20 protein-coding genes and 1 pseudogene are annotated in these 22,118 nt (G+C 37.4%); 9 read left to right on the top strand and 12 right to left on the bottom strand.

Annotated elements, in window-relative coordinates; genetic code table 11:
* Positions 1-104: 104 nt before the first annotated feature.
* Positions 105-1,115 carry a formate dehydrogenase subunit gamma gene (locus tag ACJZU6_RS09340; RefSeq protein WP_369925084.1) on the top strand — a complete coding sequence of 337 codons (1,011 nt, stop codon included), beginning with the start codon at positions 105-107 and terminating at the stop codon, positions 1,113-1,115.
* Between the two features lie 158 nt (positions 1,116-1,273).
* Positions 1,274-2,023, top strand: coding sequence for a Sir2 family NAD+-dependent deacetylase (cobB, locus tag ACJZU6_RS09335; RefSeq protein ID WP_408900935.1), 750 nt, complete (start codon positions 1,274-1,276; stop codon positions 2,021-2,023).
* Between the two features lie 75 nt (positions 2,024-2,098).
* Here the strand turns inward: cobB and potD are convergent, their stop codons facing one another.
* The 4 genes from potD to potA all read right to left on the bottom strand — a co-directional run bounded on the left by potD (position 2,099) and on the right by potA (position 6,275).
* Positions 2,099-3,151 (bottom strand): spermidine/putrescine ABC transporter substrate-binding protein PotD, encoded by a 1,053-nt coding sequence (gene potD, locus ACJZU6_RS09330; RefSeq protein ID WP_327779144.1) that lies wholly within the window; start codon positions 3,149-3,151, stop codon positions 2,099-2,101.
* Between the two features lie 397 nt (positions 3,152-3,548).
* The gene (potC, locus tag ACJZU6_RS09325; protein ID WP_080157415.1) at positions 3,549-4,316 is read right to left on the bottom strand and encodes a spermidine/putrescine ABC transporter permease PotC; all 768 of its coding nucleotides are present in this window, start codon (positions 4,314-4,316) and stop codon (positions 3,549-3,551) included.
* Entirely contained in the window at positions 4,316-5,173 is an 858-nt protein-coding gene (gene potB, locus ACJZU6_RS09320) for a spermidine/putrescine ABC transporter permease PotB (protein ID WP_080157417.1), read from the bottom strand. Before potB ends, potC begins: the two co-directional genes overlap by 1 nt.
* Complete coding sequence (gene potA, locus ACJZU6_RS09315; protein ID WP_327770951.1) at positions 5,157-6,275, bottom strand: spermidine/putrescine ABC transporter ATP-binding protein PotA; 1,119 nt, start codon at positions 6,273-6,275, stop codon at positions 5,157-5,159. Before potA ends, potB begins: the two co-directional genes overlap by 17 nt.
* 444 nt (positions 6,276-6,719) lie before the next feature.
* Between potA and ACJZU6_RS09310 the strand changes: the two genes are divergently transcribed.
* Together ACJZU6_RS09310 and pepT are read left to right on the top strand one after the other, a co-directional pair.
* Positions 6,720-7,547 (top strand): hypothetical protein, encoded by an 828-nt coding sequence (locus ACJZU6_RS09310; protein ID WP_080157769.1) that lies wholly within the window; start codon positions 6,720-6,722, stop codon positions 7,545-7,547.
* Between the two features lie 309 nt (positions 7,548-7,856).
* Complete coding sequence (gene pepT / locus ACJZU6_RS09305; RefSeq protein ID WP_408900153.1) at positions 7,857-9,086, top strand: peptidase T; 1,230 nt, start codon at positions 7,857-7,859, stop codon at positions 9,084-9,086.
* A 90-nt stretch (positions 9,087-9,176) separates the two neighbouring features.
* On the opposite strand, the gene ACJZU6_RS09300 is transcribed toward pepT, so the two are convergent.
* A complete protein-coding gene (locus tag ACJZU6_RS09300) occupies positions 9,177-9,419 on the bottom strand; it encodes a hypothetical protein (RefSeq protein ID WP_107275848.1) in 243 nt (80 codons plus the stop codon).
* Between the two features lie 157 nt (positions 9,420-9,576).
* A complete protein-coding gene (locus tag ACJZU6_RS09295; protein WP_408900152.1) occupies positions 9,577-11,061 on the bottom strand; it encodes a carboxypeptidase M32 in 1,485 nt (494 codons plus the stop codon).
* Positions 11,062-11,405: 344 nt separating this feature from the next.
* Between ACJZU6_RS09295 and ACJZU6_RS09290 the strand changes: the two genes are divergently transcribed.
* The 3 genes from ACJZU6_RS09290 to ACJZU6_RS09280 all read left to right on the top strand — a co-directional run bounded on the left by ACJZU6_RS09290 (position 11,406) and on the right by ACJZU6_RS09280 (position 14,027).
* Entirely contained in the window at positions 11,406-12,584 is a 1,179-nt protein-coding gene (locus ACJZU6_RS09290; RefSeq protein ID WP_408900151.1) for a serine hydrolase, read from the top strand.
* A gap of 162 nt (positions 12,585-12,746) precedes the next feature.
* Positions 12,747-13,640, top strand: a complete 894-nt coding sequence (ttcA, locus tag ACJZU6_RS09285; RefSeq protein WP_408900150.1) for a tRNA 2-thiocytidine(32) synthetase TtcA — start codon at positions 12,747-12,749, stop codon at positions 13,638-13,640.
* 78 nt (positions 13,641-13,718) lie between these two features.
* The gene (locus tag ACJZU6_RS09280; protein WP_080157431.1) at positions 13,719-14,027 is read left to right on the top strand and encodes a hypothetical protein; all 309 of its coding nucleotides are present in this window, start codon (positions 13,719-13,721) and stop codon (positions 14,025-14,027) included.
* A gap of 53 nt (positions 14,028-14,080) precedes the next feature.
* Here the strand turns inward: ACJZU6_RS09280 and uspE are convergent, their stop codons facing one another.
* The 5 genes and pseudogenes from uspE to ACJZU6_RS09255 form a co-directional block, all read right to left on the bottom strand.
* A complete protein-coding gene (gene uspE / locus ACJZU6_RS09275; RefSeq protein ID WP_408900149.1) occupies positions 14,081-15,028 on the bottom strand; it encodes a universal stress protein UspE in 948 nt (315 codons plus the stop codon).
* Positions 15,029-15,301: 273 nt separating this feature from the next.
* On the bottom strand, positions 15,302-16,057 hold the full coding sequence (locus ACJZU6_RS09270; RefSeq protein WP_080157434.1) for an FNR family transcription factor: 756 nt from the start codon (positions 16,055-16,057) through the stop codon (positions 15,302-15,304).
* A 74-nt stretch (positions 16,058-16,131) separates the two neighbouring features.
* Positions 16,132-16,808: pseudogene (locus ACJZU6_RS09265) on the bottom strand (sulfite exporter TauE/SafE family protein).
* A complete protein-coding gene (gene ccoS / locus ACJZU6_RS09260; protein WP_080157437.1) occupies positions 16,795-17,013 on the bottom strand; it encodes a cbb3-type cytochrome oxidase assembly protein CcoS in 219 nt (72 codons plus the stop codon). Before ccoS ends, ACJZU6_RS09265 begins: the two are co-directional and overlap by 14 nt.
* Positions 17,014-19,404, bottom strand: a complete 2,391-nt coding sequence (locus ACJZU6_RS09255; protein WP_080157770.1) for a heavy metal translocating P-type ATPase — start codon at positions 19,402-19,404, stop codon at positions 17,014-17,016.
* Between the two features lie 153 nt (positions 19,405-19,557).
* Here ACJZU6_RS09255 and ACJZU6_RS09250 point away from each other — a divergent pair, with 153 nt between their 5' ends.
* Positions 19,558-20,001, top strand: coding sequence for a hypothetical protein (locus ACJZU6_RS09250; RefSeq protein ID WP_080157438.1), 444 nt, complete (start codon positions 19,558-19,560; stop codon positions 19,999-20,001).
* Between the two features lie 63 nt (positions 20,002-20,064).
* On the opposite strand, the gene ACJZU6_RS09245 is transcribed toward ACJZU6_RS09250, so the two are convergent.
* Positions 20,065-20,802 carry an SDR family oxidoreductase gene (locus ACJZU6_RS09245; RefSeq protein WP_080157439.1) on the bottom strand — a complete coding sequence of 246 codons (738 nt, stop codon included), beginning with the start codon at positions 20,800-20,802 and terminating at the stop codon, positions 20,065-20,067.
* A gap of 150 nt (positions 20,803-20,952) precedes the next feature.
* Between ACJZU6_RS09245 and ACJZU6_RS09240 the strand changes: the two genes are divergently transcribed.
* Positions 20,953-22,116: an FIST signal transduction protein gene (locus ACJZU6_RS09240; protein ID WP_080157441.1), complete on the top strand. Its 1,164-nt coding sequence runs from the start codon at positions 20,953-20,955 to the stop codon at positions 22,114-22,116.
* The last annotated feature ends 2 nt before the right edge of the window (positions 22,117-22,118 follow it).

Here is a 22,118-nt window from a genome sequence, read left to right as displayed (position 1 = left end):
CACCGTTGTGATAGGTGTGCCAATTAATCTACTTTTTAAAGTGGATAGGAGCTTTAATGACTAAGCGAATTCAACGCTGGTTAACTATCATAGTTACCGCTTTAATGATGGTGTTTTCAGTATCCACGATGGCAAGTGATAGTGATACAACAACCGCTGGTGAAGCCGTAGTTAAAAAAGAAGTGATCGGCTTTGCTGGGGCTGATTACTGGCGCATGGTAAAAGATGGCGAGAAAGGTTACACCACATCTGGTTGGCCTGAGCATGATGTTTTAATCAGTGTGCCAGGACAAACGTGGTATATCCTTAAAGAAAAGTGGATGTCACCATTAGGTGCTTTAGCGATTTTTGGTAGTCTGGTGATGGTAACGCTAGCTTATGTGGTTATTGGACCACTAAAGCTAAGTAAGCCTAAAACGGGCCGTAAAATCAAACGCTGGAGCCGTATTGATCGTGCATTGCACTGGAGCATGGCATTCACTTTCCTTACATTAGGATTCAGTGGCTTAACGTTAGTTTATGGTAAACATTTTATTAAGCCTATTGTGCCTACTGAAATTTGGGGATGGGTTATTCTTGCTGCTAAGCAATACCATAACTACATGGGACCTATTTTTGCGATCCTATTACTTGCTGTCTTGGTTAAATGGTGGCGTAAAAGTACCTTTAACAAAGTCGATCTTGAGTGGTTTAAAAAGATGGGCGGCATGGTGGGTAAACATAAAGGATCACATCCATCAGCGGGTTTCTCTAACGGTGGTGAGAAAGTTATCTTTTGGCTATTGATCGTATTTGGTTTCTCGATTGCGGCCAGTGGTTTTGTGTTAGATTTCCCTATTTTTGATCAAACCCGTCGTGATATGGAGCTATCAAATTTACTGCATATGTTATCGGCACTGATTTTGATCTGTGGTTTTATATTCCATATTTATATTGGTTTATTTGGCATGGAAGCGGGTTTAGATGGCATGGTGACTGGCGATGTTGATGAAACATGGGCACGTGAGCACCATAATTTGTGGTTTGATGAAGTAAAAGATTTACCAGAAAACCAACCGGGTTATGAACCAGAAAAACAGGATGCAGGAAAATCAAAACCATCGCTAGATAGTTAACGATTAAGCATCAAAATGAAGGCCGATACAGTCAACTGTATCGGCTTTTTTTATGAGCATAATTTAGGATTCGTGGCAATACATGAACTCTCAGACTAACGTCTAATAAAAAACACCGTTAATCCATATAAAATCAGTGGTATAAATATAATATAAAGATTAACCATTATTATCACCATAGGGATGTTGCTATGTTATTTCCTTACAAAAATATTGTCGTATTAACAGGGGCGGGTATCTCTGCTGAATCAGGGATACGTACCTTTCGTGCAGCAGATGGATTGTGGGAAGAACATCGAGTTGAAGATGTTGCGACTCCTGAAGGCTATCAGCGCGATCCAGAGTTAGTACAAGCGTTTTATAATGCTCGTCGAGCGCAGATAGAGAATGGATCTGTTGCTCCTAATGCTGCTCATTATGCATTAGCAAAGCTAGAAGCTGAATTAGACGGCACAGTAATGATTGTGACACAAAATATCGATAATCTTCATGAGCGGGCAGGTAGTCATAATGTGATCCATATGCATGGTGAGCTATTAAAAGCACGTTGTTGTGAGTCAGGTCAAACAGTGGAATGGCAAGGCGATCTGCATACAAGTGATCATTGTCATTGTTGCCAAATTCCAGCCGCTCTACGACCTGATATTGTATGGTTTGGAGAAATGCCAATTGGTATGGATAAAATCTATGACGCGATTGTGAAGGCTGATTTGTTCATTGCTATCGGCACCTCCGGGAATGTTTATCCGGCAGCTGGTTTTGTCCATGAGGCTGCATTGCAAGGCGCTCATACAGTAGAGCTTAATTTAGAGCCGAGTAATGTTGGCAATGAATTTGAAGAAAAGCATTATGGTAAAGCATCAGTACTTGTACCTGAGTATGTTACTGATCTACTAGAAGCACAATAATAGAATAGTAATTTATATGTGTTATAAAAAAACCGAGCTTTAAAGCTCGGTTTTTTTATTTTCTAACGATAATTATTACTCACCAGCTTTTAGCTTTTGGTAATACTCTTCGTATAGTTCACTTGCAGGGCCAACGCTGTTCTGCCATTCACCCGCATCCATCACCGATTGTGGTGGGTAGATGCTTGGATCGTTAACGAAATCAGCAGGCAATAATTTTTTAGCTGCTGCAACGGGTGTTGGGTAACCAATTTGTAGTGCAATTTTAGCTGCAATATCAGGGCGAAGTAAGAAGTTGATCATCTTGTATGCATTATCAACGTGCTTCGCATTAACAGGAATTGCTAGGCTGTCCATCCAGAAGATTGCACCTTCTTTTGGCCATACGATATCAATAGGAGCGCCTTCTTTACGCGCCATGTATGCAGAACCATTCCATAACATACCTAGTGATGTTTCACCCGCCATATAAGGGTTAGCAGGGAAGTCAGAGTTAAATACTAATACGTTAGGCATCAGTTTTTTAAGCTCTTCATAAGCAGCTTTAATTTGTTTAGGATCTTGAGTGTTAGCAGAGTAGCCTAGTTTACGTAATGCAATGTGGAACACTTCACGTGCATCATCCATCATCATTAGCTGACCCTGCCATTTAGGATCCCATAAATCAGCCCAGCTAGTGATTTTTGACTTATCGATGACATCAGTATTTACACCGATACCTGTAGCACCCCAAATGTAAGGGATAGAGTAATCATTGTTAGGATCAAAAGGCTTATCTAAATAGTTTTTATCGATACCTGCAAAATTAGGAATTTTTGATTTATCGATCTTCTTAAGCATGCCTTCCTTACTCATTTTAGAAACGTAGTAAGTTGAAGGAACGATTAAATCGTAGCCTTTATCATAAGTTTTTAATTTAGCGTACATGGTCTCATTCGACTCATAAGTCGAATAAATTACTTTAATACCGGTTTCTTTTGTGAACTGTTCTAATACATCATTTGGAATGTATTCAGACCAGTTGTAAAAGTATAATTCATTACTATTTGAATCTGCAGCTGTGGCAATGTTTGAATACATTGACATCGCACAAACTGTACCGGCCATCATTAAAGACCATTTTTTCATCGTTGTTAGCTCCTAACTAAACAGGATATCGAGAGTGTTCTCTAGCGGCTTTAACCGCCTCTCCTAATTTTATGTCGTTTATAAGCACTTAAAAAGAGTGTGCTTTTAAAACAAATATGAATTGGTAAACGTAGCTAGTATAGCAGATAAAATCATACCGCCATCACAAATATGAACACATTGATAAGATATTTATTTACAGGGTATTGATTAATAACAGGTAGTTAACGTTTAGATAATATTGTTATACAAATTAATGTTATGGCCAATTAAAACTAAAAATAGAACTCGAATGGTTATATGAGGTTAGTTGTGTAATAAGTGCGATTGAAGCGAGGGATAAAAAAATGGCTAACTTAAATAAGTTAGCCATTTAATATCGCTAAAAGCGGTGATGTTATTTCTTTTCTCTTGCAAGTAATTGTGAACAAATTACAAGGAACAATGAAATGATCAGCATGATAGTTGCTAATGCATTAACCTCTGGTGAAATACCGACTTTAACCATCGAGTAAATCTTTAAAGGTAGAATTTCATAGCTAGGTCCTGTAACAAAAGAACTCACAATTACGTCATCAAGTGACAATGTAAAGCTTAATAACCAACCAGCAGCGACAGCAGGCTTAGCTAGCGGTAGGATAATTTGTTTTAGAATTACCCACTCACTCGCACCTAAATCGCGTGCTGCTTCAAGCATTTTTACATCAAAGCCTTTTAAACGACTGTAAACAGTCACTACAACAAACGGTAGACAAAAAGTAATATGTGATAGTAATAACGTTAAGAAACCAAGATTTGCGCCAATTAAGAGGAACAAAGCCAGTAACGAAATTGCCATTACAATATCAGGTGACATCATGACTAAAAATAGCATACCTGATACAAACTTCTTACCTTTGAAGTTATAACGAAATAGGGCAACAGCTGTTAAGCTACCAATTAACGATGCAGCCGTTGCTGAAATAACTGCAATCGTAATTGAGTGTCCAGCAGCTTGCATCAAGCTATCGTTATTAAGCAGATCTTCATACCACTTGGTGGTAAATCCGCCCCATTTCATACCAAACTTACTAGCATTAAATGAGTTAATAATCAGAATGACAATCGGAGCATACAAAAAAGTGTATACCACCGACATAAAGCTGAATTTAAAAAAACGACCCATTATTCAAGCTCCACTTTTTTATTCAGTAATTTTCCTGCTCGATAGTAGGCATATAACATAATTGCCATTGCTAACGTCAGTGCAATACTGGTTGCAGAGCCAAATGGCCAGTCACGAGCGTTGAGTACCTGACTCTTAATCACGTTACCAATTAACAAGTTCTTAGCACCACCAAGTAAATCAGATACGTAGAACATGCCTAATGCTGGAAGTAGTACCAATAAACAACCAGCGATAATACCTGGCATTGTTAATGGAAAAATGACTTTAATAAATGTTTGAACTTTATTCGCACCTAAATCACGAGCCGCTTCAATATAGTTATTATCAAGCTTTTCAATCGCGGAGTACAAAGGCAATACCATAAACGGCAATAGTATATAAACTAAGCCGATCATTACTGCGTACTCGGTGTACATAATACGAATGGGCTTATCAATAATATCTAAGTACATTAACGCATTATTCAGAATACCACGCGTACCGAGCATCAGCTTTAAGCCATATGTACGGATTAACGAGTTAGTCCAAAAGGGAACAATGACCATAAATAACATAAATGGTCGCCATCTTTCAGGCATTTTAGCTATGGCATACGCAAAAGGGTAGCCAATCAACAAACACAATAGCGTTGCTGTAATTGCCATATTAAATGAATGCAGAAGTACTTTTGCATACATTGGATCGAAAAGACGTTCATAGTTATCTAGCGTGAACACCATTTTGATCAAGTTTGCATCATCACGGGTTAAAAAACTCGTGCCGATAATCATAAGGTTTGGTACAAATACAAATAGCAGTAACCAACTTACAACAATCGTTATGATGATGTTTTGGAGATTAAACTTCTTGCTCATCTGCTAGCACCACTTCCCAACTTTCAACCCAAGTAATGGCAACTTTTTGATCAAGAGAGTGGTCTACGTCAGGATCATCTTCGTTGAAGAATTCACTAACCATTACCGATTTTCCTGAATCTAGCTGTACCACAGAATCAAGCGTCATACCTTTATAAGTACGCTCTTTAACCTTACCTAAAATACCCATCGCTTGTTCACCGTTATGAATCTCTTCAATGCGGATATCTTCTGGGCGTAATAGCACTTTCACTTTGTCGCCAACAGCAACATCAAGCTCACAGTGGATTAAAGAGTGACGACCTTCAACATCTGCCATGATACGTTTACTGTCTAAACGTTCTTTAACGATGGCATCAAATACGTTGATCTCGCCGATAAAGTGGGCAACAAATAGATTGGTCGGTTCTTCGTAAATTTCACGAGGGCTACCATCTTGTTCAACACAACCATCGCGCATAACGATAATTCGGTCAGACATTGATAGTGCTTCTTCTTGATCGTGAGTAACGAAAATAAAAGTAATACCAAGTTTCCGCTGAAGCTGCTTCAGTTCAAGCTGCATCTGTTTACGTAATTTGTAATCAAGTGCAGAAAGTGATTCATCAAGCAAAAGAACTTTTGGTTTATTAACAACTGCACGGGCAATAGCAACACGTTGTTGCTGGCCACCGGACAATTGATGTGGTTTACGAGGGGCAAACTTATCAAGTTGCACCATACGCAATGCTTCCATAACTCGAGGTTCAATTTCACTCGATGGCACTTTTTGCATGCGTAAACCAAACGCGACGTTCTCAAACACTGTCATATGTGGAAACAGTGCATAACTCTGAAACACCGTATTAACGAGACGCTGTTCAGCTGGAATGTCAGTAACATCTTTATTGGCAATAGTAATCTGACCGTTATCGGCAGTTTCAAAGCCAGCAATAAGACGAAGCACTGTGGTTTTGCCACAGCCTGATGGACCTAAAATGGTTAAAAATTCACCATCGTTTACGTCTAGGTCCAAACCTGTAATGATTTGCTTACCGTCAAAGCTTTTGCTAAGACCCTTCAGCTGAATTACAGGTTTCTTAGATGTTTTTGCAACGTTCAATTCTACGTTATCTCCACCTTGGGACTGATTGGTTAAGCCCCAATATTTTGGCTAAAATTAGGGGCGCATAATAGACCTGTAGTCTTTCAATTTAAAGCATTTTCTCACTAAATTTATAGATTAGACGCTGCTTACTTTAATGATAGCACGTCGATCCGTTGCAATATGGTCGCTATTATAAATAATACTGAAAAAATAAATTACGATTAAAGTGATAATCAAAATGTTTTATTTTTAAGCTCAAAATTCTTTTACTTACGTTCAATTATCGTTGGTGGCATGTGTAACAAAGTATAAAAAAGCGGTAGATATCGCCTTGCAAGTAATTTATTGTCTGTTTTTCAGGCGGTAACATGGTTTTGAAATAAATTTTTACGTGAATAGTGTTTTTGTACCATGATGAGTGACGTACAATACAAGTACCCAAATAATGATGATATGAGTATGAAAGAGACAACTAAAAAAAGTTTTCACGTTGGCGGTTCAATTGAAAAAGCAATGAAGGGTGATGTTGATCTACAACCGATTGCCGTACTTCAAGAAGCGTTCAAAATTACAGCAAAGAATTTCACTAAGTTTTTGCCTGCTGTTATTTGTTTATTTATTGCACAAATCGCATTATTGCTATTAAGTTTAAAAGTTCAGTTAGGTAATCCTAATGTGTTTTTTGACGCTTTTATAACTGGGAAGGGGTTTACCGCAGATATTCTAAAAGCAGGCTTTATGGCCAACTTTTGGTCTGATGTTTTGATTGCTCCATTATATGCTGGGGTTAGCTTAATGGCGCTTAATCATTCAGTAGGGCTGCCAACAAAACCAAGTCAAATCGTTAAAGGATTTTCGTTTACACTCGTATCGATTATTACAATGTTATTAATTTCTTCTATTCAGGGGATTGGTAGCAGCATTTTCCCTTTAGTTGGGTTGTTTTTAACAATGGCGCTAAGCATGGCTATCTTGCTTGTGTGTGAGAAGCGCATTACACCGATTAAAGCCATTCAATATTCCTTCATGGCGACAGTGCGTAAAGTAATGCCAATGACTGCAATTTACTTAATCGTAATGATCTTCTTTTTCATGTCTATTGCGACGGCAGGTATTGGATTAATTTGGACATTACCATTTTTCTTTAATGTAAAAGCAATTATCTATCGTAATATGTTTGGTATTACTCTACAGGTCACTTCTGTATCTAATCCAAATGATAGTAATAAGCCAAAATCTGATGATAATGTCAGTGAGCCGCTTAACAATGACACATTTAATGCGTAATACTATTAAGATAGGTACAAAGAGCTCCTTTATATAGGAGCTTTTTTTTAGATCTACAACCTAACGCACTATAACTTTATGTGTTTGTTATTAAAAATAACGCACCTTTTAAATTCATCAATAATACTTAATTTCAAATAAATCATGCTGTTTAATTAAATATTCATTTAAAAATGGGGACTCATTTTACAAAAAAAAAGCCTTAATGATGATGTATCTCAATGTCATTTGTTTTCTATATAATCATAATGTAGCCAATAATAGATAAGGGCAGTATAAGCTGTCAGCTCAAGCAAGAAAGGCGACTTTATGGATAAGTTAATAGAACGTTTTTTACGATATGTAAGTTTTGACACTCAATCTAACGATGCAGTTTCCTCTTGCCCTAGTACAGCTGGGCAACGTGTATTTGCTGAGGCTCTTCAATCAGAAATGGTTGAGTTAGGGCTTAGTGACGTTGCTCTAGATAACAATGGCTACCTTACCGCACGATTACCTGCAAATATGGAAGGTGATATTCCTGCAATTGGTTTTATTGCTCATATGGATACCGCACCTGATGCTTCAGGTAAAAACGTTCGCCCACAGCTTGTTGAGAGCTACCGTGGTGGCGATATTGCATTAGGAATAGGGGATGAAATCCTTTCTCCATTTCAATACCCAGATCTTAATAAGTTACACGGTCACAATATAATTACGACAGATGGTACAACGCTGCTTGGTGCTGATAATAAGGCGGGGGTTGCTGAGATCATGACAGCTATCGCTTATCTTATTGCCAATCCTAAAATTAAGCATGGCGATATTTGTATTGGTTTTACACCGGATGAAGAAATCGGTCGTGGCGCAAACTTATTTGATGTTGAAAAGTTTGGTGCACAGTGGGCTTATACTATCGATGGTGGCCCAATTGGTGAGTTGGAATATGAAAATTTCAATGCAACTTCTGCAGATGTTATTTGTCATGGTGTCAACGTTCATCCAGGCACTGCAAAAAATAAAATGGTTAATTCCATGAACATTGCAGCACAATTTCAATTAATGATGCCTGCTGATGAAACGCCAGAATGCACTGATGGCTATCAAGGTTTTTACCACCTTAAATCAATGGAAGCATCTGTTGCTCGTACTGAATTGGGTTATATCATTCGTGATTTTGATCGTGATGGTCAAGAGAAGCGTAAAGCCTTCATACAACAAAAAGTAGACGAGCTGAACAGCAAGTTGACACAGGGCCGAGTAGAACTGATCTTAACGGACTCTTACTATAATATGCGTGAAATGGTGGAACCTTTCCCACATATCATTGATATTGCTCAGCAAGCGATGCTTGATTGTAATGTTAAGCCGGAAATAAAACCTATTCGTGGCGGTACTGATGGGGCTCGATTATCGTTTATGGGTTTACCTTGTCCTAATATCTTTACTGGCGGTTACAACTTCCACGGTATTCATGAGTTTATTACCGTTGAAGGTATGGAACTTGCCGTTAAAGTGATTGTAAAAGTTGCAGAGAATACAGCGAATCGATACGCTTAATTCTGCTAATTAACAGATAAAAGAAAAGCCACTATCATCAATGCTGATAGTGGCTTTTTCATGAAACATTAATAATTTCTAGTGTGTAATTTAAGCGTGATCGTTGCTTAACATTTCATTTAAACGCTTCAAAATCGCATGAACAGCATGACCTTTAGTGATTTCTCCACCTTTTTCAACTTCAATTTCATGTCGACTGTGAAGGCCTGTTTCATCTTCAGCAATGTGTAACCAATCAGGATGCCAGTAGAATGATTGGCCACCATCTGTGATCCAGTTATGCACACCACAATTTTCGCCATGGTAATTGAGATCTGCTGCTTTATAAGTCATTCTTAAATCCTTAAAGGGTAATTGTTATTTTTATTGTTAATGAGTATAAAAAACAATACTGATTAAACCGTGATCTAACCGAGATTATTTTGATAAATACTACAACTAAATAAAATAATTACTGTTTTTATTGTTTGTCGTTCATAAAAAACAATCACTAATTATTTAAGTAACGTTGCACTAAATGATTTCTAAAATGCTCTGGGTTAAGTGTTTCGCCAGTTGCTTGCTCCACCAGTTCATCGGTTGATAATGTTGATCCTTTGCTCCAAATATTGTCATGCAACCACTCAAATATTGGCGTTAGATTGCGTTGAGTGACAAGCTGTTCAACATCCATTTTTTTATTAATGGTCGCCATAAATTGTGCTGCGTACATTGCACCTAGGGTATAACTTGGAAAATAGCCAAAACTACCGTCAGTCCAATGAATATCTTGCATACAACCATTAGTGAAGTTACCTTGCGTTGAAATACCAAGATATTGGGTCATTTTTTGGTCCCAAATCGTTGGAATATCATCCACTTCAATTTTACCTTCAATTAAGTCACGTTCAATTTCATAACGTAAGATAACATGTGCAGGGTAAGTCACTTCATCTGCATCAACGCGAATAAATCCTGGTTTAACGCGTGTATTAATCAAACGAAGGTTCTCAGCCGATAATGATGCTGTTGTTGAATTAAATGATTTTTGCACCATTGGCGCTAATAAACTGCTAAATGCAGGACTACGCGCTAATTGCATTTCACAAAATAAACTTTGTGATTCATGAATGCCCATTGAACGTGCTTCACCGACAGGAAGATCACGCCATTGTTGTGGTAAGCCTTGCTCATAACGTGCATGGCCGGTTTCATGAATGACCCCCATCAATGCAGAAGTGAAATCATTTTCATCATAGCGGGTTGTAATACGAACATCCGTTGGTACGCCACCACAAAATGGGTGAGTACTGATATCTAGTCGTCCGTGGTCAAAATCAAATTCCAGTAAAGCCATTGCATCAAGGCTTAGTGCTTGTTGTTTATCGATAGCAAATGGAGTCGTTAGCGGTAATATTTCTTCTGTTACCTGTTTAGCTTCGACTTGTTGAATTAGTTGAGGTAACCATGATTTTACTTCAGCAAAAATACCGTCGAGTACTGCAGATGTCATTCCTGGCTCATAAATATCCAGTAAAGCATCATAACGGCTTAAGCCTGTTGCTTGTGAGCGAATAGCGGCTTCTTGGCGAGCTAATTCAACCACAGGCTTTAAGTTAGCTTTAAAGCCATCCCAATCATTTTCTGTACGTTGTGAACGCCAAGCATGTTCGCATTGAGAACCGGCAAGTGATTGCTGTTCGACAAGATCGGCGGGTAAAATATTATGCATCATCCAATGACGTTTAAGGGCAGCAAGGCTGACACGTTGTTCTGCGGTAAGATGTTCTTTTTCTGCTTCTGCAAACCAATTTTCTAAATAAGGAGCGGTGGCCAATTCATGTGACATAACAGCAAGCTCAGCCATTGCTTCTGAACGCGCTTGTGCACCACCATTAGGCATCATTGCAGCCTGATCCCAACCACAAATAGCACTAAGATGCCCAAGTCGAGATAGCTTTTTAGCATGACGTTCTAATTTATTGTAATTATTCATACTTGTTCCTAATTGATAAACAGCAATAGAATAAATTTAACCTAACCTATAACTATTTAATAGAGATTCTCTGTTAGTGCAGTAATAAAAATGCGAACACAGCAGTATTTATTAATTTAAAATCAAATAAGCAGTAGTTAATTGCTCGTAATGATTTATATTTAAAGCAATTAACGTTATAAATGTAATCAGTGATAGGAATTCGTAAGACAATGTTACCAAGACCTGTTTTATTATATTTTTTCGATATACTGGCAGCCAATCTCAATACCTATTAGGTTTCTGCAAGTCCTTAATAGCTATGTAGATTGATTTTATCGTTTTTTAAAGGAATTTTGCCTAACATGGAAAAGACTACTCGTTTTTTGTCTCTTGTCGGTGCTACTGCGCTTTACTCTTTATCATCTTCAGCGTTTGCTGCAATGCCAACAGTCGTACCTGATGCACCAACATTAAGTGCCAAAGGCTATGTATTGATGGATTACAATACAGGTAAGGTCTTAGTAGAGAAGGATGCAAACGAAAAGTTAAACCCAGCGAGCTTGACGAAATTAATGACAAGCTATGTTGCCGGTCAAGAAATGAAGCAAGGTAATATCAATGAGAAAGATCTTGTTGTTATTAGCCGTAATGCTTGGGCGAAAAATTTTCCTGATTCATCCAAAATGTTTATTGAAGTGGGTAGCGAAGTTCCACTAATGGATCTCTTTCGTGGCTTGATTATTCAATCAGGTAATGATGCAAGTGTGGCAATTGCAGAACACGTAGCGGGATCTGAGCAATCATTTGTAAGTTTAATGAACTCATGGGCAAAAAAATTAGGAATGAATAACTCTAATTTTGCTAACCCACATGGCTTAGACAATGACGATTTATATACCACACCTTATGATATTGCCTTGTTAGGCCAGGCGCTTATCCGTGATTTACCAAGTATTTACCCACTGTATAGTGAGAAATCATTCACCTATAACAATATTACCCAACGTAACCGTAATGGCTTGCTTTATGATCCAAGTATGAACGTTGATGGTATGAAGACCGGTTACACCAGTGGTGCAGGTTATAGCTTAACCAGTTCAGCCACTGAAGGTGACATGCGTTTAATTGCGGTTGTTATGGGAACTAAAAGTACTAAAACGCGTGAGATTGAAAGTAAACAACTATTGAACTATGGCTTCCGCTTTTTTGAAACAGTAACTCCTCATAAAGCGGGTGATGAGATCATTACTGAACATGTATGGTTTGGTAATAAAGATCAAGTGAAGCTAGGTGTTGATAAAACAAGTTATGTGACATTGTCACGTAACGATACAAAAAAGTTAACTGCTAGTGTTGAGTTAAACAGTGAACTTGAGGCTCCAATTACGAAAGGGCAACAAGTGGGTGAGATTATTTACTCTGTAAATGATAAACAAGTCGGTACACAACCACTTGTGGCTTTAGAAGCGGTTGATGAAGGCAGTTTCTTTGGCCGTTTAATTGACCAAGTGAAAAAGTTTGTAATGGGATTTTTTAAGTAATCCTTCGATCATTTTGATTAAACAAGCTCAGCCATTATGTGCTGGGCTTTTTTATTGTGTATAGCTATTTCCAGTCAACAATAAAATACGTATAATTCATGCCCTATAAATTCTTATCCCGCAATTCTACTATCGATGTTGTCGGTAGTTCGAGAAGTAGTAATGAATCAGACAGATAACCGTAAAGAAACACTTGAATATAATAAACTGCAAAAACGTCTTCGCCGCAATATGGGTAACGCCATTATTGATTACAACATGATCGAAGAAGGTGATGTGGTAATGGCATGTATTAGTGGTGGCAAAGATTCATTTGCGATGCTGGATATTCTGCTTAATTTACAAAAAGCAGCGCCAATTAAGTTTGACGTTGTCGCGGTTAACCTTGATCAAAAGCAACCTGGCTTTCCTGAGCATATTTTGCCAGAGTATTTCCAAAGCCTAAATATTCCTTACTACATTGTTGATAAAGATACTTATTCTGTTGTTAAGGAAAAAGTTGAAGAAGGCAAGACGACCTGTGGCTTATGCTCTCGTTTACGCCGTGGTACGCTGTATTCTTTTGCTGAAACAATTGGTGCGACTAAAATTGCACTAGGTCACCATTTAGATGATATCGTAGAAACATTATTCTTAAATATGTTCCATGGTTCACGTCTAAAAGCGATGCCACCTAAATTACGCTCTGATGATGGCCGAAATGTTGTTATTCGTCCATTGACATACTGCCGTGAAAAAGACCTGATCAAATACGCTGAATATAAGCAGTTCCCGATCATTCCTTGTAACCTTTGTGGCTCACAAGAGAACCTACAACGTCAAAGCATTAAAGCAATGTTGATTGATTGGGATAAAAAGACCCCAGGTCGTGTCGATGCGATTTTTAAATCAATTCAAAATATCAGCCCAAGCCAATTAGCAGATAAGAGCTTGTTTGATTTTGTTAATTTACCATTAGATCGTGAAGGTGAGAGGGCTGAGTATGCTTTCACTGAAGCAAAAGTATCATCAACTAACATCGATGAAAGTATGTTTATTGATGTTACTAACGTTTAAATATAATCACAATTAGTCACAAAACAGCATCGGGTTCTTTATTGAGCCGATGCTGTTTTGCTTTATAGGATATGAAGAATGATAAAACCACGACTAATTATGCTTACTGGTCTGTGTTGTGTAATTGTGGGATGTAGTTCACATCAAGCGCAGCAGATGGGTATACAGGGAAGCAGTGTTAATAGCTATGCACGACAAATGTCTAACAGTCAGCTTTGTGAAACATATCTAGGTAAACGAGCGACAAATCAAACGCGTGTGTCAATCGCTGCGGAGTGGAAACACCGTAAATTGAGTCGAGCTTACTGTTCGAAACAAGAAAATGAATGGTATTTAACGAAGTTTGCTAAATGGCTTGCCAATGAAAAAGAAGCCGAACCTAAATAATATAAACGCCTCTGTTGAGGCGTTTATTGGTATATGTATATCAAACGAAACATTTATTCGCCGATAGAATTAGGTGCTAATGGACTAATATAACCATCCGGTTTTAAAGCCAATAAGTCACAATTTAGACTATCAATTGTATTTTCTGCCGTATTACCAATAAAGACCGCAGATAAACCAGTGCGTCCAGTCGTACCAAGAATAACAAGCTCTGCTTTAATCTCATCGGCAATTTGTGGAATAACATCCTCAGCTAAACCTTCAACTACATAGGTTTGTTCTTCATCTATGGCATACTTTTGACGTAATGCTTTCATTGTCATTAAGTGGTGACCACGTACTGCATCTGTGTATGATGCTGGATCAAACTCTGGTAGTTCAATCGTGATATTGACAGGCGTTGCAGGGTAGGCGTTAACCAAGTTCACGTTTGCATGTGTGATTGATGAGAAGGCGATAGCTTCTTTTACAATCTTATCGTTAAGATCGTCATGAGTTTCATCTTCAGCAGATAAATTAACACAAGCAAGAACGTTACCATTTGCTGGCCAGTTTTCACCTTTTACTAATAAAACAGGAACAGGGCATTTACGTAATAGATGCCAGTCTGTTGGTGTAAAGATAACTGATCCTAATTTTGCATGTTCATGTGTGGCTTTTATTAATAAATCAATATCTTGACTGAACACATCGGCAATAATGGACTCGTAAGGGCGGTTATGCCATACGACTTTAATCTCAATGTTAAGACCAAGCTCAGCGTGTGGCTGTATGATTTCTTTTAGCCATTCTTCGCGCTGCATAACGACACCACGACGCATTGCATCACGTTCGTCAGAAGAAAGCATTGATGTCATTTCATACGAAAAATCATAAATAGCAAGGAAAACAATAATTTTCACATCATCACAAGTCTTCGCTAAATGAATAGCACGAGATATTGCTGGTTGTTGCTCACGTTCAGGATCAGCGACAACAAGTATGTTTTTATATTTTTGCATAATAATGTCTCCCTACGGCAGAATCTTTTTTCTGAATAAGCAAGAACAAAGAAACACATTTACCGTTGTATTTATCAGATACACTTTCAAATCAAGTGATTAAAAAATTAACATAATATTTACTGTACTCTAAACTCACCAAAATGGGGAGTAGTTTGAGCAATAAAATGCAAAAATGGGATAAATGAACAGTTATATGTAGTAGTGATAGATATAAAAACAGGCGCTAAAATAGCACCTGCTTATAAATAGATTAGATAGGGTATTATAAGGTTATAAATTGTTATTCTTACTCACACCAGCAAGCTTGGCTAGTTCATCATGATCTAAGATTGTAATGTATTTACCTTTAACACTTAACATTTCAGACTTTTGGAAACGTCCCAATAAACGACTAATTGTTTCAACCGTTAAGCCAAGGTAATTACCAATGTCACCACGTGTCATTGTTAAACGAAATTCACGAGGAGAGAAGCCTCGTTGAGAAAAACGCAGTGATAAGTTGTAAAGAAATGCAGCTAAACGCTCTTCCGCATTTTTCTTAGACAGCAATAAAATCATTTCTTGATCGCCTTTAATTTCACTGCTCATCAAGCGCATGATTTGTTGGCGAAGTTTTGGCATTTTACCGGCCAAATCATCAAGAATTTCAAACGGTATTTCACAGACCATTGATGTTTCAAGTGATTGCGCAAAGCTAGGGTGCTGCATTTCATTAATGGCATCAAATCCAACCAAGTCACCCGCTAAATGGAATGCTGTGATCTGCTCATCACCTTGCTCTGTAATAGTATAACTTTTGATAGTACCAGAACGAATGGCATATAATGATTTCAGCTCATCACCCGCTTTAAAGAGCTCTTGACCTTTCTGGATTGGCTTTTTACGTTCGATTATTTGATCCAGTTGATCTAACTCTGATTCATTCAACGTGAATGGAATACATAGCTGGCTAATACTGCAATCTTGACAGTGAATAGCACATCCACCTGATTGGATACGTTTTGTGGTAAATTTGTCTGAAATCATATGCCTATCTAACCAATTTGATGTAGGTCAATATTTTAACATATTATGAAGCAATATTACGAGTGTTAAAAACCTTACCATATTTGATTGATTGCAATGTAACCAGTATGAATACCGTAAATGATGATAAATAATCCATTTATACGTTTGAAATAACTGTTGTTCAATAATGATTTGAATTTGTCAGCAATAGATCCAAGAGCAAGCATTGCAGGTAAAGTACCTAAGCCAAAAGCAAGCATAATAATCATACCATCAATAGCACTACCAGAGACTGCCGCCCACGTTAATGTTGAGTACACTAATCCGCAAGGCAACCATCCCCAAAGGAAACCAAAAGGGATCGCTTTTAGCGGTGATGTTAATGGTAGAAAGTGTTTTGTTAGCGGTAAAATGAAACGCCAAATAACATGTCCTATACGCTCAATATGCGTCAAACCTGACCACCATTTACCAATATACAACCCCAATATAATCATCATGATAGAAGCTAATATTCGCAGTGAAATCAATATATTAGTTGACCCACTTAAGGCAGAAACTTCAACCACGACCTGACTAACAATCAAGCCAGCGATCATGTAAGAACTGATACGACCAAGGTTGTAATAAAGTAAATATATCCAATGGTGCTGGGGCTTGTTTGGCATCCCGATGGTTACCGCGCAGCAATACCGCCACACATACTAATACAATGACCAGCTCCAGTTAAACCTATGAGTAATGCAGCAACAAAGTTAAGTTCGGTCATTACTAGAATCAGATATTGTAGTAGTGTTTTTTATTGATGTTTTAGGACAATGTTGAGGCTTTTCGACATCGTCATCAAACAAAATATTGTGCCCTTGGCGCTCTAAATCCTCAAATTGATTATTGTGTACAGCCCATAAAAAAACCATGATTGTAAGGCAAATAAAAATGAGCACTATAGGTATTAATATGTAAAGAATTGCCATTTATCTTAATAACCTTAAAGAATTTGATACAACAATAATCGAACTTGCGGACATACCTATAACAGCAATATAAGGTGCAACAAGCCCAGCGACAGCCAATGGAAGAATAATTAAATTATAGCCTAATGCCCACGCTAAATTTTCTCGAATAATATTACGAGTACGTAAAGCTAATTGACGCGCAGTTATAATAGATAATAAATTATTGCCCAATAGCACCATATCTGCTGATGATTTAGCAATATCAGTCCCACTACTAAGGGCGATAGACAGGTGAGATCCTGCTAAAATAGGGGCGTCATTAATACCATCACCAATCATCAATGAAACATCCGTTGCGGGTATTTTCTTTAAAAAATTCAATTTACTCATCGGGGTCATATTGGCATGTAAATTATCAATATTTACTTGTTTAGCAACACGTTGGGCATGAATAGAATTATCTCCTGTTAACATTGTCACTTTTATTCCTTGTTGCTTGAAGCTATCAATCAGTTGCTTACTATCTTGTCGAAGTGGATCTTCAAGCTTAAATGCCGCAACGATATGGTTTTCGCACGAAAGCCATATTGAATAGGCATCAGAGTATTCAATATCAGTAGGATGACCTAAATAGGGTTGATGATGCCGTACAAATTCATACTTACCAATGCGCCATTGTTGGTTATTAATTATGCCGCTCAAACCATAACCGACAATATTTTCAACACTGTTAAAAAGAGGCATTTGTGCTTGATAAGGAAGAAAAGGTTTAGTTAATGGGTGATTAGCATAACGTTCTAATTCAGCAGCATAAGTAAGCACATCAGATGTGGAATATTGACCAAAAACGGTTGTTGTAACTAATTGAATATTGCCCTCGGTTAGAGTGCCTGTCTTATCGACAATGACATGGTTCACTTTGCACAGAGTTTCAAGAACGTGACCACGTCGAACCAATAACCCTAATCGACCGAGACTTGATGTTGAACAAGTTAAAGCCGTTGGTGTTGCAAGTGACAGTGCGCAAGGACAAGTAGCAACTAACACTGCCAATGTTATCCATAATGCATCTTGTGGGCGATAAACTTGCCAGTATAGCCATGTCATTAAAGCAACAACGAGAATAACGGCCACAAAATAACGAGCAACATTGTCAGCCATTACTGCAATTTTGGGCTTAGAATATAAAGCATGATCTTGTAATCGTATGATACTAGAGATAAAGGTATCTTTACGGTTATGTGTTACTTTTATGGTTATATTGCCATTGCCATTTAGTGTTCCTGCAAAAACATGGGCATTTTTAGATCGTTTAACCGCGATTGATTCTCCCGTCAGCATTGATTCATCGATAGTCGTTGAGCCTTGAATGATAACGCCATCAGCTGGTAAATATTCCCCAGGCAGCACTGTGACAACGTCACTTTCTTTTAATGTTTTAGCAGCTACTTGTTCACCAGATGCGAGAGTGGCCATTGTTGGAATAAGCTTTAATAGGTTAGCACTGATGGCTGTTGCATGACGCCGTGCTCGCATTTCTAAAAAGCGACCAAGAAGTAGGAAAAAAGTGAACATCGAAATTGATTCAAAATACACTTCACCTTGATCGGTAATTGTGGCATATATACTCGCACTATAAGCACAGAGTAAGGCAATGGAAACGGGGACATCCATCCCTAATGTGAACCCTTTAATATTACGCCATGCATTAAGGTAGAAAGGTAATGCTGAATATAATAATACCGGTGTTGTAATAAACAGACTTATCCAACGTAAATAGTGCCTAAAACTATTCTCATGCTTATCGAAAACGTCAAAGTAGAGTGCAATGGCCAACATCATTACTTGCATCGTTGCAATGCCTGCTACGCCTAATTTATAAAGATAATGACGCATCGTTTGTTGGTATTGTTGTTCTTGCTTATCAACTTCAAACGGTGCTGCTTTATAACCAAGTTGATGCATAATCGTGAGTAATTGGCTTAACTTTATCAATGAGTCGTCCCACACTAATAAAGCACGATGAGTTGTAATATTAACTTCAACCGTAATAACACCGCTTTGTTTATATAGTTGTTTTTCGATTAACCATGCACATGCAGCACAGGAAACACCATCGACAGAAAGCAAAATTTCCTTATGGTGTTGTGCATTTTCACTCACAAAATCATCTTGAATATCTTGATGATCATAAAGTAATAATGTCTTTAAATGATTAGGAATTAAGTCAGTTTTTTGAGCGGGTTGGGTTCGATATTCATAATAATTAGTTAAATCATTTTCAACGATCATTGTTGCAACCGCTTTACACCCAGCACAGCATAAATGGCGAGATTCGCCGAGAACTTCAACGCTAAATTCACATTTATCAGGTATTGGTTCACCACAATGATAACAACCTTGAATCATGGGTGGTGTTATACTTGTTGAGGTCATTTATTGCTATACCCATGTAATTAAATAGGAAAAAAATTAGCTCCTTATAAGGTTAGCACTTAATATCACGTATAAAGTATTTTAGTTTCAGAACATATCAGAATAGTAACTAAGGAATAAATAGACATGGCAGCACAAAAATTAACACGAGGACGATTAATTCAAATTATTGTTTTAATGATTATTTTAATCTCTGCTTTTGTTTGGAGAACAGTAACATACCAACCAAAAACACCGAATCAAGCGCAGATAACCACCTGTAATTTGAATGCTGGAAACTGTGTATTTACTATTAATAATAAGCAGGCTACGGTCACATTATTATCAAAAGAACCACAAGCAGATACACCACTTGAACTGCATATTAGTAATATTGATGTAGCTCCAAGCGCAACTGTTAGCGGTATTACTATGAATATGGGTATATTGCCGATTGAATTTACGCAACAAAAGGATGGTTGGCTTGGTAAGTTTACTGTTCCTAATTGTACCCACGATAAGATGACATGGGCTATTGATCTTAAAGTTAATAACGATATTTATTCATCACAATTTACTGTCATTAAATAAATGCAATTCGACGCTATTTTGCGCCGAATACCTTATACAGAGTAAAAGTATTGTCACAATTTTTTACTCTGTATAAATCATTTTCTTTGTCATTCCGCCATCAATAACGAAATTTTGCCCTGTAATAAATCCCGATTGAGTACAAATTAAAAGCTCTATTACCTCAGCAATATCATCAGTATTTCCAACACGCCCACTAATATGTTGTTGATGATCTGATTGGCTTAGGATGTCGTTTGTAGCATTTATCCAACCAGGTGAAACACAATTTACTTTTATTTCTGGACCTAAACTTACCGCTAATGCATGCGTTAAAGAAACAATGCCTCCTTTAGTTGCACTATAAGCCTCGGTATTCGCCTCTGATTGTAATGCCCGTGTTGAAGCAATATTAACAACACTTCCATGTGAGGCCTTTAATAAAGATAAACATTGTTGCGTGACCATTAACGGCGCTGTTAAGTTAACATCAATAATACGCTGCCATTCATCAATGGGTAATAAATCTAATGGTGTGTTATAAGGATTGGCAATCGCGGCATTATTAACAAGGCCATTGAGTTGACCAAATTGTAATGTGATCTCATTAATAATTGTTGTGAGGTCATTTTTATTAGTTACATCCGCAGGCCAAAAACGTATTTTAGGATTATCGGCAACAAGTTGATGACCAGCATCAATATCAATATCGATAGCAATGACGATATTATTTTTATTGGATAAATATTGGCAAATACCTTTACCAATACCTTTTGCACCACCTGTAACCAAGATAACATTTTGAGTAATTGAATGTGACATAACACTCCATGCGTCGATTAACTGTACTATGATAGGAGATAACGGGTTAATTCTTAATAATAAGATAAAAAATAACAATTAAAAATGATTTGCTTACTGATCGTATTCAGAAAAATGATTATGATAGGGGAAAATTAAAAAGATATGGCTATGGATATTGCAACAAGTTTTTCTTTGCTAAATAATTCTCACGACGCAATTGTTGAAGCTATCAATAAATTAGATGAGAAAATAGCACCACCATCATTATTATTGCTGTATTTTTCAGAAGATTACGATTGCAATATTTTACAAGCAACGTTGACTGAACATTACCCAAATACTCCTTTTCTTGCATGTTCATCTTGTCAGGGTTTTATGACAGAAGAGGGATATATAAAAGGACAAGGTATCGCACTTTGGGCTATTAATGACATCGTTGGTACTTATGGAACATCTATTGTTTCCTCTAATAGTTCTATATTTAATATAGCGCGACAGGCAATACTCAAAGCAATTAATAATAGTGGCCGTATTGGTGAAGCTCCGGCATTAATATTACTTCATGCAACACCGGGTAATGAAGAAGAGGTTATTCGAGGCATAGAAGATGTTGTCGGAAAAAACATTGCAATCATAGGTGGTAGTGCGGCAGATAATAATGTAGAAGGTAAGTGGCAGATATTTAATCAAGAACAACAAACACAACAAGGTATAGGTATTGCAGTATTTTATCCTAATTGTGAAATAAGTTTTTCTTTCCACTCCGGTTATGCCGCAACAGAGTATTCTGCGATTGCAACAAAAGTACGTGGTCGTGACGTTATTGAATTAGATCATCAACCTGCAGCTGATGTTTACCAAAAATGGATCCAACAAAAATTTGAAGCGAACAGCAGTATTATAAACGAAAGCAGTTTAAACCCTCTTGGTCGTTTAGTCGGAACTATTCATGATTTACCGTATTTTAAATTAGCGCATCCTTTGATGGTCACACAAACGAATGGATTAAAAATGTTTGCCTCAATTATTGAAGGCGAGCGTTTATATTTTATGACGGGTACAGATGCGCGCTTAATAACGCGAGCTGGACGAGTAATTACGGCAACTAATGGTATTAAATTAAATCCTATTGGCGGTCTAACGATATATTGTGCTGGGTGTATGCTTAAAGTTCAACAACGTATGAAAGAAGTTGCTGTTTATGTAAATATAGCCATGCATAATAAACCTTTTGTTTGTCCATTTACTTTTGGAGAGCAAGGACAATTTGTTACGGGTGAGAATGCTCATGGCAATTTAATGATTTCAGCTGTTGTTTTTCATAGGGACTAATA

Origin of the sequence: Photobacterium piscicola (assembly GCF_046058925.1) — a bacterium.
GTDB lineage: Bacteria > Pseudomonadota > Gammaproteobacteria > Enterobacterales > Vibrionaceae > Photobacterium > Photobacterium piscicola.
The sequence above is the reverse complement of the archived record's forward strand: the minus strand, read 5'-3'. Positions and strand labels throughout refer to the sequence as shown.

Coding starts and splice junctions, on each gene's coding strand:
- ACJZU6_RS09270 (WP_080157434.1), bottom strand. CDS start 16,057: ATGATTTCAGACAAATTTACCACAAAACGTATCCAATCAGGTGGATGT.
- ACJZU6_RS09250 (WP_080157438.1), top strand. CDS start 19,558: ATGGCAGCACAAAAATTAACACGAGGACGATTAATTCAAATTATTGTT.
- ccoS (WP_080157437.1), bottom strand. CDS start 17,013: ATGGCAATTCTTTACATATTAATACCTATAGTGCTCATTTTTATTTGC.
- ACJZU6_RS09310 (WP_080157769.1), top strand. CDS start 6,720: ATGAAAGAGACAACTAAAAAAAGTTTTCACGTTGGCGGTTCAATTGAA.
- ttcA (WP_408900150.1), top strand. CDS start 12,747: ATGAATCAGACAGATAACCGTAAAGAAACACTTGAATATAATAAACTG.
- ACJZU6_RS09340 (WP_369925084.1), top strand. CDS start 105: ATGATGGTGTTTTCAGTATCCACGATGGCAAGTGATAGTGATACAACA.
- potB (WP_080157417.1), bottom strand. CDS start 5,173: ATGAGCAAGAAGTTTAATCTCCAAAACATCATCATAACGATTGTTGTA.
- ACJZU6_RS09280 (WP_080157431.1), top strand. CDS start 13,719: ATGATAAAACCACGACTAATTATGCTTACTGGTCTGTGTTGTGTAATT.
- ACJZU6_RS09300 (WP_107275848.1), bottom strand. CDS start 9,419: ATGACTTATAAAGCAGCAGATCTCAATTACCATGGCGAAAATTGTGGT.
- pepT (WP_408900153.1), top strand. CDS start 7,857: ATGGATAAGTTAATAGAACGTTTTTTACGATATGTAAGTTTTGACACT.
- ACJZU6_RS09245 (WP_080157439.1), bottom strand. CDS start 20,802: ATGTCACATTCAATTACTCAAAATGTTATCTTGGTTACAGGTGGTGCA.
- ACJZU6_RS09290 (WP_408900151.1), top strand. CDS start 11,406: ATGGAAAAGACTACTCGTTTTTTGTCTCTTGTCGGTGCTACTGCGCTT.
- potC (WP_080157415.1), bottom strand. CDS start 4,316: ATGGGTCGTTTTTTTAAATTCAGCTTTATGTCGGTGGTATACACTTTT.
- ACJZU6_RS09240 (WP_080157441.1), top strand. CDS start 20,953: ATGGATATTGCAACAAGTTTTTCTTTGCTAAATAATTCTCACGACGCA.
- ACJZU6_RS09255 (WP_080157770.1), bottom strand. CDS start 19,404: ATGATTCAAGGTTGTTATCATTGTGGTGAACCAATACCTGATAAATGT.
- ACJZU6_RS09295 (WP_408900152.1), bottom strand. CDS start 11,061: ATGAATAATTACAATAAATTAGAACGTCATGCTAAAAAGCTATCTCGA.
- potD (WP_327779144.1), bottom strand. CDS start 3,151: ATGAAAAAATGGTCTTTAATGATGGCCGGTACAGTTTGTGCGATGTCA.
- uspE (WP_408900149.1), bottom strand. CDS start 15,028: ATGCAAAAATATAAAAACATACTTGTTGTCGCTGATCCTGAACGTGAG.